Below are 15,126 nucleotides of genomic sequence, written 5' to 3'. Positions count from 1 at the left end.
CAAGTTTTGCACGGAAGGGAGTCATGGAAGTTATGCCGACAGACAGACCGTCGAGAATGGAACGCAACCATAAGAAGCCGGACAAAATGTCGGAAAATCCGAAGGGCAAAAAGAAAAAGAAACGCCTGAACGGCAGAATGATTTTTTGGACTTCGTTTTTTACCATTGCCATAGCCGTGATCTGCGGAATCGTAGGTTATCTGTTTATAACCGTAAACGGCGAAAAGCTTCTGGATGCGAATAAAGATAAGCTGCAGGTCAACGGGCCGACACAGGTGTTTGACCGCAGCGGCAAATTAATGGGCGAATTATCCCTGGAGACAAGTGATCCGGTGGAAAGCGAAGATATTCCTAAGCTGTTAAAAGAAGCGTTTGTGGCCACGGAGGACAGACGTTTTTACGAGCACAGCGGGGTCGACTTCTGGTCGATCGGCCGGGCGGCCGCCAAAGACATTGTAGCCCGCAGCATGGTGGAAGGCGGAAGTACCATCACCCAGCAGCTCGCGAAAAACATCTTTCTGACCCGGGACAAAACGTTTTTCCGGAAAGCGACGGAAATGTCGATCGCCATGGCGCTCGAACGCCAATATACGAAAGATGAAATTTTGACCATGTACCTGAACCGGATCAACTTTGGGGGTACTACTTATGGTATTAAGGCGGCTTCGGAAAAATACTTCGGGATATCCGACCTCAACAAGCTGGATGTTTGGCAGATTGCGACGCTTGCTGCGATGCCGAAAGGACCGTCGGCTTATAATCCGCTCCGTCATCCGGAGGCCTCGACCGCTCGCCGGTCTGTCGTTCTGGATCTGATGTACGATCAGGGTTATATTACGGCCGAGCAACGCGACCACGCGAAAGCGGTAGTCTATGATTACCAGCCGCCGGCGACCAAACAAAGCTACCTGGCTTTTATCGACTATGTGATGGATGAAGCCGAAGACGTGATGCCGGATCTGACCGAAGACGATTTGGTTCGCGGCGGCTACAAAATCTACACCACGATGGACGTTCAGGCTCAGAAGGCCGTTGAGAAGGCTTTTGCCGATGACGATAATTTTGAAAAAAGCGTAGACGACCAGCCCGTCCAGGCGTCCATGATCATCATGAACCACGACAACGGCAGCATTTTGGCGCTGCTTGGCGGACGCGATTACGAACGCAAGGGCTTCAGCCGCATTAACAGCCGCAGACAGCCGGGCTCCGCTTTTAAACCGATCGTGTCTTATGCGCCGGCGCTCGAAAGCGGGAAATTTACGGTGGATACTCCGCTCAGCAACGAGAAGCAGTGTTTCAACGATTATTGCCCGAAGAACCTGCATGGGTATTCCAACACCATCGGCATGACCGAAGCGATTACGAAATCGGAAAATATTCCGGCTGTCTGGCTGCTGAACCAGATCGGCGTTAAAACCGGCGTGTCTTACGCCGAGAAGATGGGCATTCAGCTGGATCCGAGCGATAACAATCTGGCGATTGCGCTCGGGGGTCTGACCAAAGGGACGACGGTTAAGGAAATGGCGGCCGCCTACAGCGTTTTTGCCAATCAGGGGCGTTATAACGAGCCCTATTCGATCAAACAAGTCGTGAATGAGGACGGAACCGTTATTTATCAGCACGGAAACCCTGAGCAGAAGAAGGTTCTTAGCGAAGACACCGCTTATTATATGACTGAAATGATGGAAAACGTCGTAACGGACGGAACAGGGAAAAACGCCAAGCTCGGCGACCGTCCGATCGCCGGCAAAACCGGTACCACCCAAAGCGGCATTTCCGGAAGCAGCAAAAACCGGGACGCATGGTTCGTTGGTTATACACCGGAATTGACGGCAGCCGTCTGGATGGGTTATGACAAACCCGACAAAAACCATCTTCTGAGCGGCAGCAGCGGCGAATCCGCGAAGCTGTTCGGCAAGGTCATGAAAGAAGCGCTGGAAGGCGTTCCGATCAAGGATTTCGAAAAACCTTCGAATCTGACGGAGCCGACGCCTCCTCCATCGGAAAGCGCGCCGCAGGGCATAACGGGCTTCAGCGGTTCGTACGACCACTCCACCGGAACCGTGAAGCTCAGCTGGAACGCACCGGAGCAGGCGAATGGCGGCGGAGAATACCGCATTTACCGCAAAGCTTCGGACGAACAGGACTTCACGCTGCTGATGAGTGTGCTGACGACGGATGCAGAGGATTTAAGCGTAGTTCCGGGCACGACTTATCAATATTACGTGACCTACTACGATAAGGAAAGCGATCAAGAGAGCGGGCCTTCCGACAAGGTGGAAGTGGATGTGCCTGTGGAGGAACAGCCATCCGAAGAGCCAAGTCCGGATATAAGCTCGCCGGATGAAAGTCCGCCTCCTGACCAGCCGTCTGACGATGGCATGTTCCCGCCGCCTGGGGACTCGTCCGAACCGGGCGATTCGGATAATGGCGGGGACAACAACGGGAATATTGGCGGCGATAACGGCCAAGGTCAGCAACCTCCAAGCACTCAACCGCCTGGACGCGGAGGGGGAGGCAAAGGAAATCCTTCCTCTGAACCGGGCCAGGGAGGAAACGGGGCAGGAGCTGGAGGGACGCCTACTCAGGATCCGGCTTTAGAAGCCGGAGTTACGGGAGAGACGGCTCCGCCGTCCAATCCTTAACGGCTAACCGTCAGGTTTCCAAAACAAAAAGATCAAGCAAGGGATCCTGGATCTCTGCTTGATCTTTTTTTATTTTTTTCATTAGAGTGATATCCCTTTTTGTGACTCGCTTCCAAATATGATAAGCTGAACTTATTATGTTGGAAAGGGTCTTGACCATGAAACGAAAATTCGGAGACCGTGCGAACTGGAGGCGTGTCACGCAGCGCAGGTTTGCTTCGCGGTATGTAGAAAATCCCTATTTCTCCGGATACATTACGTTATACGGTATTGAGGCGCTTAGAGAACCGCTGTGGAAAACTTACGGGAGACATACGTTCCGTATTGCCGATAAAGGGTATTCCTGGCTTCAGTATTATCCCAAAGACGCTCATTATATTATAACGGCGATGTTTGACGACCGGAATGAAATAGTGGAATGGTATATTGACATATGTAAAAATCAAGGCGTCACCGATCAGGGGGTCCCTTGGTTTGACGATTTGTATTTGGATATTGTCGTGCTTCGGAACGGAGAAGTATTCCTGCTGGATCAGGACGAGCTCGATGACGCTTTGGGACGGAGGGTGATCACGCCCCGCGATTACGAGCTTGCTACACAAACGGCCAGAGAGGTGCTTCATATGATTGATGCCCATGCATTTCCTTATTTTTTGATGTCACTTGACCACTGCAGACAAGGATTCGAACTTGAAAAACTGCAGTTTGGCGGTGGAGGCGTGTAATGAGCAGGCGTGAATCCCTTAAAAGTTCAAGGAATGCCGAAGCGAGAATAGACAAGACAATCAAAGGCAAAGCCATGTTATTCCGCTCCCTCGCGAAAGGCGCCGGACTCCTTCTTTTGCTGCTGGCCGTCTGGCTGGCCTACGCCGCTTTGCAGGTGGAGAGCGAGCGCAGCAAGGAGCCGGCGGAGAGAGCCGATGTCGGCATCGTGCTCGGGGCGGCCCTATGGAACGATTACCCGAGTCCTGGGCTTATAGAACGGCTGGAGCGGGCGATTCAAGACTATGAGGATGGCAAATTTCCGTATTTTATCGTAACCGGAGGGCTGGACACTTCTAAGGCTAAGCTGACGGAAGCGGAAGGAATGGCGGAATATCTGGAGGAGCATGGCGTCCCCCGGGACCGCATTTTATTGGAAAACGAAGCCACAAGCACTTATGAGAACCTGCTGTTCAGCCAACGGATCATGAAGGAACGGGACATGAAGACCGCTATCATTATCACTCATGATTTTCATGGTCGGCGTTCCCTGGAGATTGCCAGAACGCTGGATTATAAATGGCCGCAGCTGTCGCTGGTGCATTCGGAGGTTCTCAACGAGGGTTATAACAAAACCCGGGAAGTCTTAGCTTATACGAAGTGGAAGCTGCAGCAGATCACCATGGCCATCACGTGAACCGAAAGTAAAACTTCTAATAAGGTAAGGGTCGCTAGAATATAGTGTAAAAGTAGCTATCAAACTCCTTACTCTTAAACGAGGTGATGCCTTCATGCAAGGGCGTGCCATGGCCGGCAGCGGACGCTCTGACGATAGACCGTCCAGACAAATCAACGTCATTTTGCGCAATTCCGAACCTCCCGTCATTTCTCAAGCCGTTCCGGATGCGGACGCCGCTCCAGTGTCTGTGGAAAAGCAGCAGCAGGGCGCTTTTGCGGAAATCCGCAAAGAGCTGGAACAGCTTGTTGGCCTAGACAACATCAAGTCGCTGGTTTATGAAATTTTTGCGCTGCTGCAGGTGGCGCGGCTGCGCTCCGACGCCGGACTGCTGTCGGAAGCCCAGGTATTCCACATGGTATTCCGCGGCAATCCGGGGACGGGCAAAACAACGGTGGCCCGAATTGTGGCGAAGCTTTTTCAGAAGATGGGCGTTTTGTCCAAAGGGCATCTGATCGAAGCGGAACGGGCCGATCTTGTAGGCGAATACATCGGACATACGGCGCAGAAGACGCGCGACTTGGTCAAAAAAGCGATGGGCGGCATCCTGTTTATTGACGAAGCCTACAGCTTGGCCCGCGGCGGGGAGAAAGACTTTGGCAAGGAAGCGATCGACACGCTGGTCAAAGCGATGGAGGATCACAAAAATCAGTTCATTCTTATTCTGGCCGGCTATTCGGACGAAATGGAATTTTTTCTGGATACGAACCCGGGGCTGCCGTCCCGTTTCCCGATTCAGATCGATTTTCCGGACTATTCCATCGACCAGCTCATTCAAATTTCCGAAATGATGGCCAAGGAACGTGATTATATTTTGATGCCCCAGGCGATACTCAAACTGAAGCAGCATCTGCTGACCGAGAAATTGGAAAGCGCTCATGCGTTCAGCAACGCCCGGTATGTTCGCAACGTCATCGAACGTTCCATCCGGCAGCAGGCCGTCAGGCTGCTGAACCAGTACGGGGGATCTTCGCCGGGCAAGCTGGAGCTGATGACGATCCGGACTGAAGATTTGAAGGTTGACGTAAAAGGGGATAAAAAGCCCGGCATGCCGTAATTAAGGATGAGGCGGCGGAGATAAAAGGAGTTTTATACAAGATGAAGCAGACGACCTACAATACGAACCAGCTTATTCCGGACAGAGCTATTCTGGTCAGCCTGATTACCGATGAAATCAAAAGAAGCGGCAGCGATTCGGATTCTTCGCTTGAAGAGCTGAAAAATCTTGCCGAAACGGCTGGCGTCGAGGTGATGGGCCAGTTGGTTCAAAATAAAGAAACGCCCGATTCCCGTTTTTTTCTTGGCAAAGGGAAGGTTGAGGAGCTGGGAGCTCTCATTGAAGAGCATGGGGCTAATACGGCCATCTTTGATCAGGAGCTTTCCGGGGCGCAGGTGCGGAATCTGGAGGAAAGGCTGGATGTCAAAATTATTGATCGTACCCAGCTTATTCTCGATATTTTTGCCCAGCGCGCCAAAACCCGGGAGGGCATCATTCAGGTGGAGCTGGCGCAGCTGTCCTATCTTCTGCCGCGTTTATCCGGCCACGGGAAAAACCTTTCCCGTCTGGGCGGCGGAATCGGGACAAGAGGTCCCGGCGAAAGCAAGCTGGAAACCGACCGCCGGCATATCCGGGGGCGGATCAGCGACCTGAAGCGTCAGCTTGAAGAGGTAACCCGGCACCGCAAGCTGCACCGGATGCGGCGCAAGGAAACGGGGATCGTGCAGGTGGCGCTGGTCGGTTATACAAACGCGGGCAAATCCACGCTGCTCAAGCAGCTGACGGAAGCCGACGTTTATGTGGAGAACCAGCTGTTTGCCACGCTGGACCCGACGACCCGGAATTTTGTGCTGCCAAGCGGCAAAGAAATCGTATTGACCGATACGGTAGGATTCATTCAAAATTTGCCTCACGATCTGGTCGCCTCCTTCCGGGCCACTCTGGAAGAAGCTAATGAAGCTGATCTTATTTTACATGTGGTGGATGCCTCTGCTGACAACCGGGAAGAACAAATGCGGGTAGTGGCGGATATCCTGAGCGAACTGGGCGCCGGGGACAAACCGCAAATCGTGCTCTACAATAAAAAGGACTTGTGCCGTCCGGAGCAGCTGGAAATGCTGCCTTCGAACGGGGCTTCGCTGAAGATCAGCGCTTATGAGGAAGAAGATTTAAAGAAAGTCATCGCGGCGGTTCAAGAGCATTTGACCGGCGAAACCTTGACCTTTAAACTCCCTGCTGCACAAGGAGAGCTCGGCGCCTTGATTCACCGGGTCGGCAAGGTGGAGGATCAGCAGACGGAAGAAGATTATGTGATTTATAAGGTGCTGCTGAACCAGGGCGATTACCAGAAACAGAAACATAAGCTTGAACCTTTTTTAGTAAAGTGATACGTTAAATAACGTAAATATGACATTCAAGTAACATTAGGGTCCATAACCGCTGCATTAAATCGGCGGGATGGGCCCTATTTAAAGAGGAGAGAAGAAAGCAGTATGGCAGTTTTTTCAGAAAAAACCTTAAAACAGCTTCAGGAAGCGGAAGCTTTAACGGTCCCGGCGATGGCTGAAATCGATAAAATCGTGGACCGCAATCAGTGGAAAGTCATCGAAGCTTTTCAAAAACATAAAGTAAGCGATTATCATTTCTCCAACTCTACCGGTTATGCTTACAATGATAGAGGACGCGAAGTGCTGGATTTGGTGTTTGCCGACGTGTTCGGCGCCGAAGCGGCATTGGTGCGGCCTCATTTTGCGTCCGGCACGCATACCATTTCAACGGCGTTGTTCGGCGTTTTGCGTCCGGGGGACGAGCTATTTTATATTACAGGCAGACCTTATGACACCCTGCACAAAGTCATCGGAAAGTCCGGCGACGGCACAGGCTCTTTGGCCGATTTCGGCATCGGGTACAAGGAAGCGGCCTTGCTGGAGACGGGAAAGGTGGACTGGGATGCGGTTAAAGCCGGAATCACGGAGAAAACCAAAGTCGTCGGCATTCAGCGGTCCAGAGGTTATGACTGGAGAAGTTCGTTTACCGTAAGCGAAATCGGAGAAATGGTATCGCGTTTGCGGTCCATTAAGCCGGATTTGGTTATATTCGTGGACAATTGTTACGGCGAGTTTACGGAAGAGCTGGAACCTACCCAGGTCGGCGTCGATCTGATGGCGGGTTCGCTGATTAAAAATCCGGGCGGCGGATTGGCGGAAACGGGAGGATATATTTGCGGTAAAAGCGAATATGTTGAACTGGCGGCTTACCGTTTGACGGCTCCGGGCATCGGCGGAGAGGTTGGGGCTATGCTGGGTACGACCCGAGGCATCTATCAGGGGTTATTTATGGCGCCTACGATTGTTGGACAAGCCGTGAAGGGCAGCGTATTGGCGGCGGCCGTCTATGAAAAGGCAGGTTTTGTGACGAAACCCCGCTGGAACGAGCCGCGTACGGATTTGATTCAGGCTATTTCCTTTGCGTCCGCCGAGCAGCTGATTTCGTTTGTTCAAGGGGTGCAGCAGGCGTCCGCGGTGGATGGACATGTGGTTCCTGAGCCTTGGGATATGCCGGGGTACGAAAACCCAGTCATCATGGCGGCGGGCACCTTTATCCAAGGAGGAAGTCTGGAGCTGAGCGCAGATGCGCCGATCCGCGAGCCGTACATCGCTTACATGCAAGGAGGATTAACCTACTCGCATGTCAAATATGCGATTTTGTCCTCTCTTGAAAAAATGAAAGACATCAATCTCCTATAAGGTTCACCTGATTCTAGCTTGACATGTTAGACAACGTAACATAAAATGAAATCAGAAAAAACATTATTGGAAGGTTGAGGAGCGATGGGTGACGAAATACGGAGAAACATGGCCTTATTCCCAATCGGTATTGTAATGAAACTTACTGACTTGTCGGCCCGCCAAATTCGATATTATGAGCAGCACCAGCTGATCGTACCTGCCCGGACCTCCGGGAACCAGCGGTTGTTCTCGTTTAACGATGTTGAACGTTTGCTCGAAATCAAGGCGCTGATCGACAAGGGTGTCAATATCGCAGGTATTAAACAGGTTATGAATCCAGTTGCAAAAGAATCGCAGGATGCGACCGTTCTTACCGATGACACCGAAGAGAAACGTAAAGAATTGACGGATTCGCAATTATACAGAATGTTGAAACAGCAGTTGGTAACCGGGAGAAGACCTGGTCAGGTTTCTCTGATCCAAGGGGAATTATCCCGTTTCTTTAAGTCATAACCGGGTTCCTGCTCCCGCTTATGACAACCCGGGGCAACATGATGTCATTTTTCCTTTATAAACATCTGTCATACATACATCATGCTGCTGCCAAGCATTATAGCCAGAAAGGGAGAGGGTTTTGTGAGTTACACTAAAGAGGATATTTTGCGCATTGCCAAAGAAGAGAATGTTCGATTCATTCGTCTTCAATTTACCGATCTGCTCGGTACGATTAAAAACGTAGAAATTCCCGTCAGCCAGCTTGAGAAAGCACTGGACAATAAAATGATGTTCGACGGCTCCTCGATTGAGGGATATGTCCGCATTGAAGAGTCGGATATGTATTTGTACCCGGATCTGAGCACCTGGGTCATTTTCCCTTGGGTAACTACGGACCGTGTAGCCCGTCTGATTTGTGATGTTTATATGCCTGACGGCACGCCGTTTGCCGGGGATCCTCGGGGCATCCTGAAACGTGTTCTGAAGGAAGCCGAAGAGCTGGGCTATACTTCCATGAACGTAGGTCCTGAACCGGAGTTTTTCCTGTTCAAAACGGATGCGAAAGGTGATCCTACGCTTGAGCTGAACGACCAGGGCGGCTATTTTGACCTGGCTCCGACGGATCTGGGCGAGAACTGTCGCAGAGAAATCGTAATCTGCCTGGAGGAAATGGGCTTTGAAATTGAAGCCTCCCACCATGAAGTGGCACCGGGGCAGCATGAAATCGACTTTAAATACGCAAATGCCATTCAGGCAGCCGACCAGATTCAAACCTTCAAGCTGGTAGTTAAAACGATCGCCCGTCAGCACGGCCTGCACGCGACGTTTATGCCTAAACCGCTGTTTGGTGTAAACGGATCCGGCATGCACTGCCACCAATCTTTGTTCCGCGGCGATGAAAATGCTTTCTATGACGAAAGCGACGATTTGGGCTTGAGCGACGTTGCGCGTTTCTACATGGCGGGAATTCTGAAGCATGCCCGCGCGCTTGCGGCCGTTACAAACCCTACAGTGAACTCTTATAAACGTCTGGTGCCTGGTTACGAAGCGCCTTGCTACGTGGCATGGTCTGCCAGCAACCGCAGCCCGATGATCCGTATTCCGGCATCCCGCGGCCTCAGCACCCGCATCGAGGTTCGCAACCCGGATCCGGCTGCGAACCCCTATCTGGCTCTTGCGGCTATGCTGAAAGCCGGCCTCGACGGTATCAAAAACGAGCTGCCGCTTCCGGCTCCAATCGACCGCAACATTTATGTGATGTCAGAAGAAGAACGCCTGGAAGAGGGCATCCCAAGCTTGCCTTCCGATTTGAAGGAAGCGCTCAGCGAGCTGATCCGCAGCGAAGTGATCGTAAGCGCGCTTGGCGAGCATGCCGTAACCCATTTTTACGAGTTAAAAGAAATCGAATGGGACATGTTCCGCACGCAAGTGCATCAATGGGAACGCGATCAATACCTGACTTTGTATTAATTGGACAAACCCTTGGGGCCATGGTGAAGTGCACCCCTTAGAATAGACATTGGAAAAACCCCTGGTTATTCCGATGAATTCTAGGGGGTGTATTTTTGTGGCTATAAAAGGACAAAAGTTTAAGCGTTATCCGGAAGAACTCAAGCTTAAAGCGATTCAACTTCATATGGAGGAAAAATGGACCTATCGGCAAATCACAGAACATTTGGGTATTCAGGATAAAGACCGAATGAAGCGATGGATGCGAAAGTATCGGGAGCAAGGTGAGTTTGGATTATTGGATCAACGAGGTCGACGTAAAGCCTATATCGATCAGGATCGGTATGTTCAGAAGCTTGAGCGGGAGAATGAACGGTTAAAAAAGTGCTTGGAAATCTGGATGCGGGAGGGAAAAAGGAACGCTTTACCCTTATCGAGCAAGCGGCAAACCGGGGGGAAGTAGCTGAACTCTGCAGCCTCTTTGGTGTCTCAAAAAGTGGTTACTACGCTTATCTAAAGCGGAAAGGCAAGGATCGGGATGCGGAAGCTAAACGGCTCATCTATACGGTTTACAAACGCTACGAGGGAAAATACGGTTACCGGCAACTGCAGTTATTTTTGTGGCAAGATGACGGGGTATGGATGAATCACAAGAAGGTTCTGAGACTGATGCAAGAGCTTGGCATTCAGGCCCTGATTCGCCGGAAACGATGCACGAACTCCGTTTACCGGACGGCAGAGCGTGTGGCGGAGAATCTGCTTCAGCGAAACTTTACAGCCGAAAGACCCAACCAGAAATGGGTCACGGATATCACTCAATACCGTGTTGGTGAGCGATGGCTCTACCTTTCGGCTATAAAAGACTTATTCAATAATGAGATTATCGCCTACCAACTTAGCGAACGGAATGACAACGAGTTGGTTCTTCGGACCTTCGCCAAAGCGTTTGCCAAGCAAAAAGACGTGACCGGATTGGTCGTTCATAGCGACCAAGGTTTCCAGTACACGTCTCATGCTTACCACGACATGCTGCCAAAGGTTGGCGCCCGAATCAGCATGTCATGCCGAGGTAACTGTCTAGACAATGCCTCCATGGAGAGCTTCTTCTCGCATCTCAAAACGGAAGGGCTCTATCCCTATGATATCCGAAATCTGAAAGAGTCACAAAGACGAATTGAAACCTATATACGTTTTTATAACCAAAGTCGACCACAACGGAAGCTAAAAAAACGGACGCCGATCGAGTATCGACGCCAGTTCACTGCCTAGGTGTTTTTTCGATGTCCACTAAATGGGGGCTTGACCAAACTGGTCGATGGGCTTTTTCATTTGATAATAAAAATGTTCTCGTCTTACAAAATTGTCCAAATGCAAGGGTTAATTTTTAGTGTTGTCTTTTTCTTTTTTTTCTTTAGGCGATGGGATTCCATTAAATACCCTCATATATAAATAATACACATACAAAGCCACACCGAGTCCAGCGATAAAGAGGATTGCTTTTCCGAATCCTGAGATCTCCATATAGTTGTGTAACTCCTTTCGGAATAATTAGCTTTATTATAACACTTACAAAATTATTACGAAATAGGTAAAATTTATTTTAAAAGAAGGGATTTTTAATATAATGAAGAATATTATATTTGTTACTAAATTTTGATTGGGAGGGTGAAGTAAATGTCCAGAAAGTTAGTTTCAATTTTCACGGTTGTATGTTTGATTTTTGTATTGTGTATACCTGTAGGGGCAAGTGCTGAAGAAGTGGGGTACAGCAATTTAACTCCAGATCAACAAAAAACATACGATCAATTAGTTAATGAAGGCTACCAAGTATCTATTTCGAAAGGAGTTAACGATACCACTGTTATTTCCGGATACCAAAAACAACAGGCTGAAAAGAAGTTAATACAACCACAAGCAGTATCTGAAGATATCACTTACAACATAAATCAGGCAGTTTATTTGGGAAATTATCATGTTTCAGACGTAAAAGGTACAATTATTGCTAATATATTGAATTATTCGAGTACATATATTAAAAGTTATTCCTTACAAGTGGTTCCTTACACATACAGTGTATTGACATGTACTTTTACAACACCTACCTATTCAAGAAATGTATACACAGGTAAAGCTGAATTGGTGCAGTCATTTAAAGGCACAGTTCAACAACCGGCAGGTGGGGCATTGAGCGGCATCACCTTCCCGGTGACCATGTATTATATTGTCACTGCTTCGGATGGTAGTATGTTGATTGATCAAACCTAATTTAAAAGCCCGCTTGACCTTAACTGGTCGGCGGGCTTTTTGCTTTATACGGACGCAGACACTATCTGATTGATTTTAATCCATCGGGTCTCATCGGCCATTTTAAATTTGATCTCCCGGCTGTGGGTATGTATTGACTTGACCACACCGCGCAATTCATAACCTTGCGTTTCGCCCCATAATTTCAGATTGATCAGCAACTGCTCGCGCAAAGACCGGCTGAGAACCTGCTCGATCTCGTGCCATGCCTCGTCGCTGAGGATCGGCCGGGAATACTTACGCTACAACAGCTTAAGGTCAATTTGGTGCTGTTGTAGCGCCTCTACATGCTCAGTTAACATCATCTTCGTTTTCCACCGTTCGTTACCGTCCAACAAGGACATACATGTCTCCTCCTTAATGCGAATATACGTTCTTATTATATATCTGGATAACAAGTTAATTCAAGCTATAATTGCTTTCATATGAGGAATATTTTACCTTTATTCTTTCGACAAATACCGACACATTTCAAACGCAAGTAGGTATAAAATGGATTTGGGAGCAAAATGCTCCCGAAAGAAGCAGGGAAGTGCGGACTTAACCGCACATGCTTACTCCTTGTCTTTTTCGACGATGATCCATTCGTGTAAATCTTCCATTCTGCATCCCAATAAAAGAGCAGCCGTGTATTCATCTTCCGGTTTCATGACTCTTTCATCATTGCAGAAATGGGATATTATACGCTTGGGTCTACCGGATCTCCGGGCATACTCAGCTTGAGTCCAGCCCTTCTCGTCGATCCAGTGTTGGAGTAAGCAACTTCCGCGATTAACGCGCAAGTTGCCATGCCCCTTTCAATCTGTGGTGGTTGATACATAAGTTTCGTTATATTCTACTTTACAGGGGTTGGGCAGATGAAAAAGCACATCATTGAAATTAATTGGGATGATATCGATCCGGAAAACATCGAATTATTCAGCCTGGCCGTGTTAGAAAGCCAAGATATTGAATTGCCGGCAATGGTAATTGTCAAAAGCCCCTCCAATGAGCAGACAATGTTAATAGCCAAAAAGACCTCAACGAGCTAAATTCTCAAAGGTCTTTTTGGTTTATTTCACATGCCCCCCAGTTTGCCCCCTGTGTGCCCCCCGTTTTTTGAAAAGTTATGATCCGGCTTGACAATCTGCTTCTAAATAACCTTATTTTATCAACCTTTTCAGGAAATTTTGATGTATTTTAAAATCCAAGACCATGTTCCGCACGCAAGTGCATCAATGGGAACGTGATCAATACCTGACTTTGTATTAATTGGACAAACCCTTGGGGCCATGGGTGAACTGTAACCCGAAAGATAGACACTTAAAAAAAGTGCCTGTCTTTCGGGTTTTTGTGTTTTAATGAGAAATACTACAGTGAATGAGGGAACTACATCATGTCAAAACGTCTTTTCACATCCATGCAAATGAGAATGCTGGAGTCAAATCCTAATGTTGTTCATGTAACTGAAAAAGCAATAACCTACAAACCTGAGTTTAAATTACAAGCTGTTAAGTCATATAAAGCAGGTCATCAACCCATGCAAATATTTCTCGAAGCCGGGTTTGACATCGCTGTTATCGGAGCAGAAACACCTAAGAAAGGATTGAAACGTTGGAGAGCAACGTACGACAAGCTTGGAGAGGAGGGATTACTTGTGGATCGCAGAGGCAAAGGCAGCACGGGAAGACCTTCATCTCAGGAACTCAGCACAGAGGAAAGATTGAAACGCGCTGAAGCAAAGATTAAGTTCTTGGAAGTGGAAAATGAATTTCTAAAAAAGCTCGAAGCTCTAGAAAGGCAGGCGAAGCACAAACGCTAACCCCTTCGGAGACTTTTGAGTTCATTGAGACTACTATTCGTACACATCAGCTAAAAGGTTTAAACGCCTATTTATGCGCCGCTGCAGGTGTTAGCCGCAGTGGATATTATGCTTGGCTTAAAGCGGAGCCCGTAAGACAGAAACGTAAAATTACCGATGAGGCGGACTATCAACTGATCCAAATGCACTTTTCTTCTCTAAAAGGTAAAGCAGGGGCTCTAACCATCAAGATGCATCTCGAACGTAAGGATACTGTGGTTATGAACCACAAGAAAATACGCAGAATTATGAGCAAATACAACTGGGTAGCTAAAGTGAGACAGGCCAATCCCTATCGAAAGATCGCTAAGGCTACGCAGGAGCATCGTACTTGTCCAAACTTATTAGAGCGGCAATTTAAACAAGATGAACCCGGAAAAGTGCTTTTGACGGATATTACCTACATGAGATACGGCAACGGACAGCAGGCATAGACGGGGCAACAAACCAAATATCAGCACATGTACTTTCAACTTCTCTGGGGCTTCAAATTGTGGAGAAAACATGGGAAGAACTACTTAGCAACATGGACTACACCATTCATCCAGAAGCTATTCTGCATTCTGATCAAGGTATGCATTACACCCATCCTGTCTTTCAAAACTTGGTGAAGAAAGCTGGGTTTAAGCAATCTATGTCTAGGAAAGGGAATTGCTGGGATAACGCCCCCATGGAATCCTTCTTTGGTCACATGAAGGATGAATTGGAATACGAGGACTGTCAAACTATTCAAGAACTACGACAGAGAGTTAACGAGTATATTCTCCAGTACAATACAGAGCGCTACCAATGGGGATTAAAAAAGATGACTCCTGATGAATACAGAAGTCATCTGCTTATAGTCTAAGACCTTTTTATTACGTGTCCATAACTCGGGTTACAGTTCAGGGCCTCGGGGGTTTTTTCTTTTTTGAGAAAATCAGCCATGTGGAGTTGGTCCTGCCGGAAATGCCTAATGAGCATAGGCCCCGGCTTATACGATATGAATGTGTAGAATCCGCTGATAGGATTAGCCGATATAAGCATAAAGCAAGACCTTTCCTGAAAAACGACCATGAAGAGCCGCAGGGAACTTATCCTGTTTACTTTTCATGGTTATTTTTATGATCAATCTGCGGCTCATAGCAGGAGGAGTGGAGGAGCTAATTGGGCCTATTTTACATTGAATAAGGAACATATATTCGCATATAATGAAAACAAACAAATGTTCGCTAAATTGGAGGGTTGTA

Annotated in this window: 16 protein-coding genes and 1 pseudogene; 15 read left to right on the top strand and 2 right to left on the bottom strand. The window is 48.3% G+C overall.

Going from position 1 to position 15,126, the window contains the following annotated elements; translation table 11 throughout:
- Positions 1-32 precede the first annotated feature (32 nt).
- From AC3ZPD_RS03910 to AC3ZPD_RS03865, 10 genes are all read left to right on the top strand, one after another.
- Entirely contained in the window at positions 33-2,645 is a 2,613-nt protein-coding gene (locus AC3ZPD_RS03910) for a transglycosylase domain-containing protein (RefSeq protein ID WP_490982962.1), read from the top strand.
- 158 nt (positions 2,646-2,803) lie between these two features.
- Entirely contained in the window at positions 2,804-3,370 is a 567-nt protein-coding gene (locus tag AC3ZPD_RS03905) for a ribonuclease FAU-1 family protein (RefSeq protein WP_490982961.1), read from the top strand.
- Entirely contained in the window at positions 3,370-4,044 is a 675-nt protein-coding gene (locus AC3ZPD_RS03900; RefSeq protein ID WP_490982960.1) for a YdcF family protein, read from the top strand. The genes AC3ZPD_RS03905 and AC3ZPD_RS03900 overlap by 1 nt, the downstream gene beginning before the upstream one ends.
- Positions 4,045-4,138: 94 nt before the next feature.
- On the top strand, positions 4,139-5,140 hold the full coding sequence (locus AC3ZPD_RS03895) for an AAA family ATPase (RefSeq protein ID WP_490982959.1): 1,002 nt from the start codon (positions 4,139-4,141) through the stop codon (positions 5,138-5,140).
- Between the two features lie 41 nt (positions 5,141-5,181).
- On the top strand, positions 5,182-6,468 hold the full coding sequence (gene hflX / locus AC3ZPD_RS03890) for a GTPase HflX (protein WP_490982958.1): 1,287 nt from the start codon (positions 5,182-5,184) through the stop codon (positions 6,466-6,468).
- Positions 6,469-6,573: 105 nt separating this feature from the next.
- Positions 6,574-7,827, top strand: a complete 1,254-nt coding sequence (locus AC3ZPD_RS03885; protein WP_490982957.1) for a methionine gamma-lyase family protein — start codon at positions 6,574-6,576, stop codon at positions 7,825-7,827.
- An 84-nt stretch (positions 7,828-7,911) separates the two neighbouring features.
- Positions 7,912-8,322, top strand: a complete 411-nt coding sequence (locus AC3ZPD_RS03880; RefSeq protein ID WP_068695526.1) for a MerR family transcriptional regulator — start codon at positions 7,912-7,914, stop codon at positions 8,320-8,322.
- Between the two features lie 123 nt (positions 8,323-8,445).
- Complete coding sequence (gene glnA / locus AC3ZPD_RS03875; RefSeq protein WP_490982956.1) at positions 8,446-9,774, top strand: type I glutamate--ammonia ligase; 1,329 nt, start codon at positions 8,446-8,448, stop codon at positions 9,772-9,774.
- A 97-nt stretch (positions 9,775-9,871) separates the two neighbouring features.
- Positions 9,872-10,216, top strand: coding sequence for a transposase (locus AC3ZPD_RS03870; protein WP_490982955.1), 345 nt, complete (start codon positions 9,872-9,874; stop codon positions 10,214-10,216).
- Entirely contained in the window at positions 10,138-11,022 is an 885-nt protein-coding gene (locus AC3ZPD_RS03865) for an IS3 family transposase (protein WP_490982954.1), read from the top strand. The genes AC3ZPD_RS03870 and AC3ZPD_RS03865 overlap by 79 nt, the downstream gene beginning before the upstream one ends.
- 108 nt (positions 11,023-11,130) lie before the next feature.
- On the opposite strand, the gene AC3ZPD_RS03860 is transcribed toward AC3ZPD_RS03865, so the two are convergent.
- Positions 11,131-11,274 (bottom strand): hypothetical protein, encoded by a 144-nt coding sequence (locus AC3ZPD_RS03860; protein WP_490982953.1) that lies wholly within the window; start codon positions 11,272-11,274, stop codon positions 11,131-11,133.
- 153 nt (positions 11,275-11,427) lie between these two features.
- Between AC3ZPD_RS03860 and AC3ZPD_RS03855 the strand changes: the two genes are divergently transcribed.
- Complete coding sequence (locus tag AC3ZPD_RS03855) at positions 11,428-12,018, top strand: hypothetical protein (protein ID WP_490982952.1); 591 nt, start codon at positions 11,428-11,430, stop codon at positions 12,016-12,018.
- Positions 12,019-12,062: 44 nt separating this feature from the next.
- On the opposite strand, the pseudogene AC3ZPD_RS03850 reads toward AC3ZPD_RS03855, so the two are convergent.
- A pseudogene (locus AC3ZPD_RS03850) lies at positions 12,063-12,284 on the bottom strand (YolD-like family protein); the annotation flags it as partial.
- Positions 12,285-12,914: 630 nt separating this feature from the next.
- On the opposite strand from AC3ZPD_RS03850, the gene AC3ZPD_RS03845 reads away from it, so the two are divergent.
- From AC3ZPD_RS03845 to AC3ZPD_RS03830, 4 genes are all read left to right on the top strand, one after another.
- A complete protein-coding gene (locus AC3ZPD_RS03845) occupies positions 12,915-13,088 on the top strand; it encodes a hypothetical protein (RefSeq protein ID WP_490982951.1) in 174 nt (57 codons plus the stop codon).
- A gap of 344 nt (positions 13,089-13,432) precedes the next feature.
- On the top strand, positions 13,433-13,858 hold the full coding sequence (locus AC3ZPD_RS03840) for an HTH domain-containing protein (protein WP_490982950.1): 426 nt from the start codon (positions 13,433-13,435) through the stop codon (positions 13,856-13,858).
- A 182-nt stretch (positions 13,859-14,040) separates the two neighbouring features.
- Positions 14,041-14,331, top strand: a complete 291-nt coding sequence (locus AC3ZPD_RS03835; RefSeq protein WP_490982949.1) for an IS3 family transposase — start codon at positions 14,041-14,043, stop codon at positions 14,329-14,331.
- Positions 14,307-14,744 (top strand): transposase, encoded by a 438-nt coding sequence (locus tag AC3ZPD_RS03830; protein ID WP_490983426.1) that lies wholly within the window; start codon positions 14,307-14,309, stop codon positions 14,742-14,744. The genes AC3ZPD_RS03835 and AC3ZPD_RS03830 overlap by 25 nt, the downstream gene beginning before the upstream one ends.
- Positions 14,745-15,126: the final 382 nt, after the last annotated feature.

Source organism: Paenibacillus mobilis (genome assembly GCF_058267595.1).
This window is presented reverse-complemented; position numbering and strand designations above follow the sequence as displayed.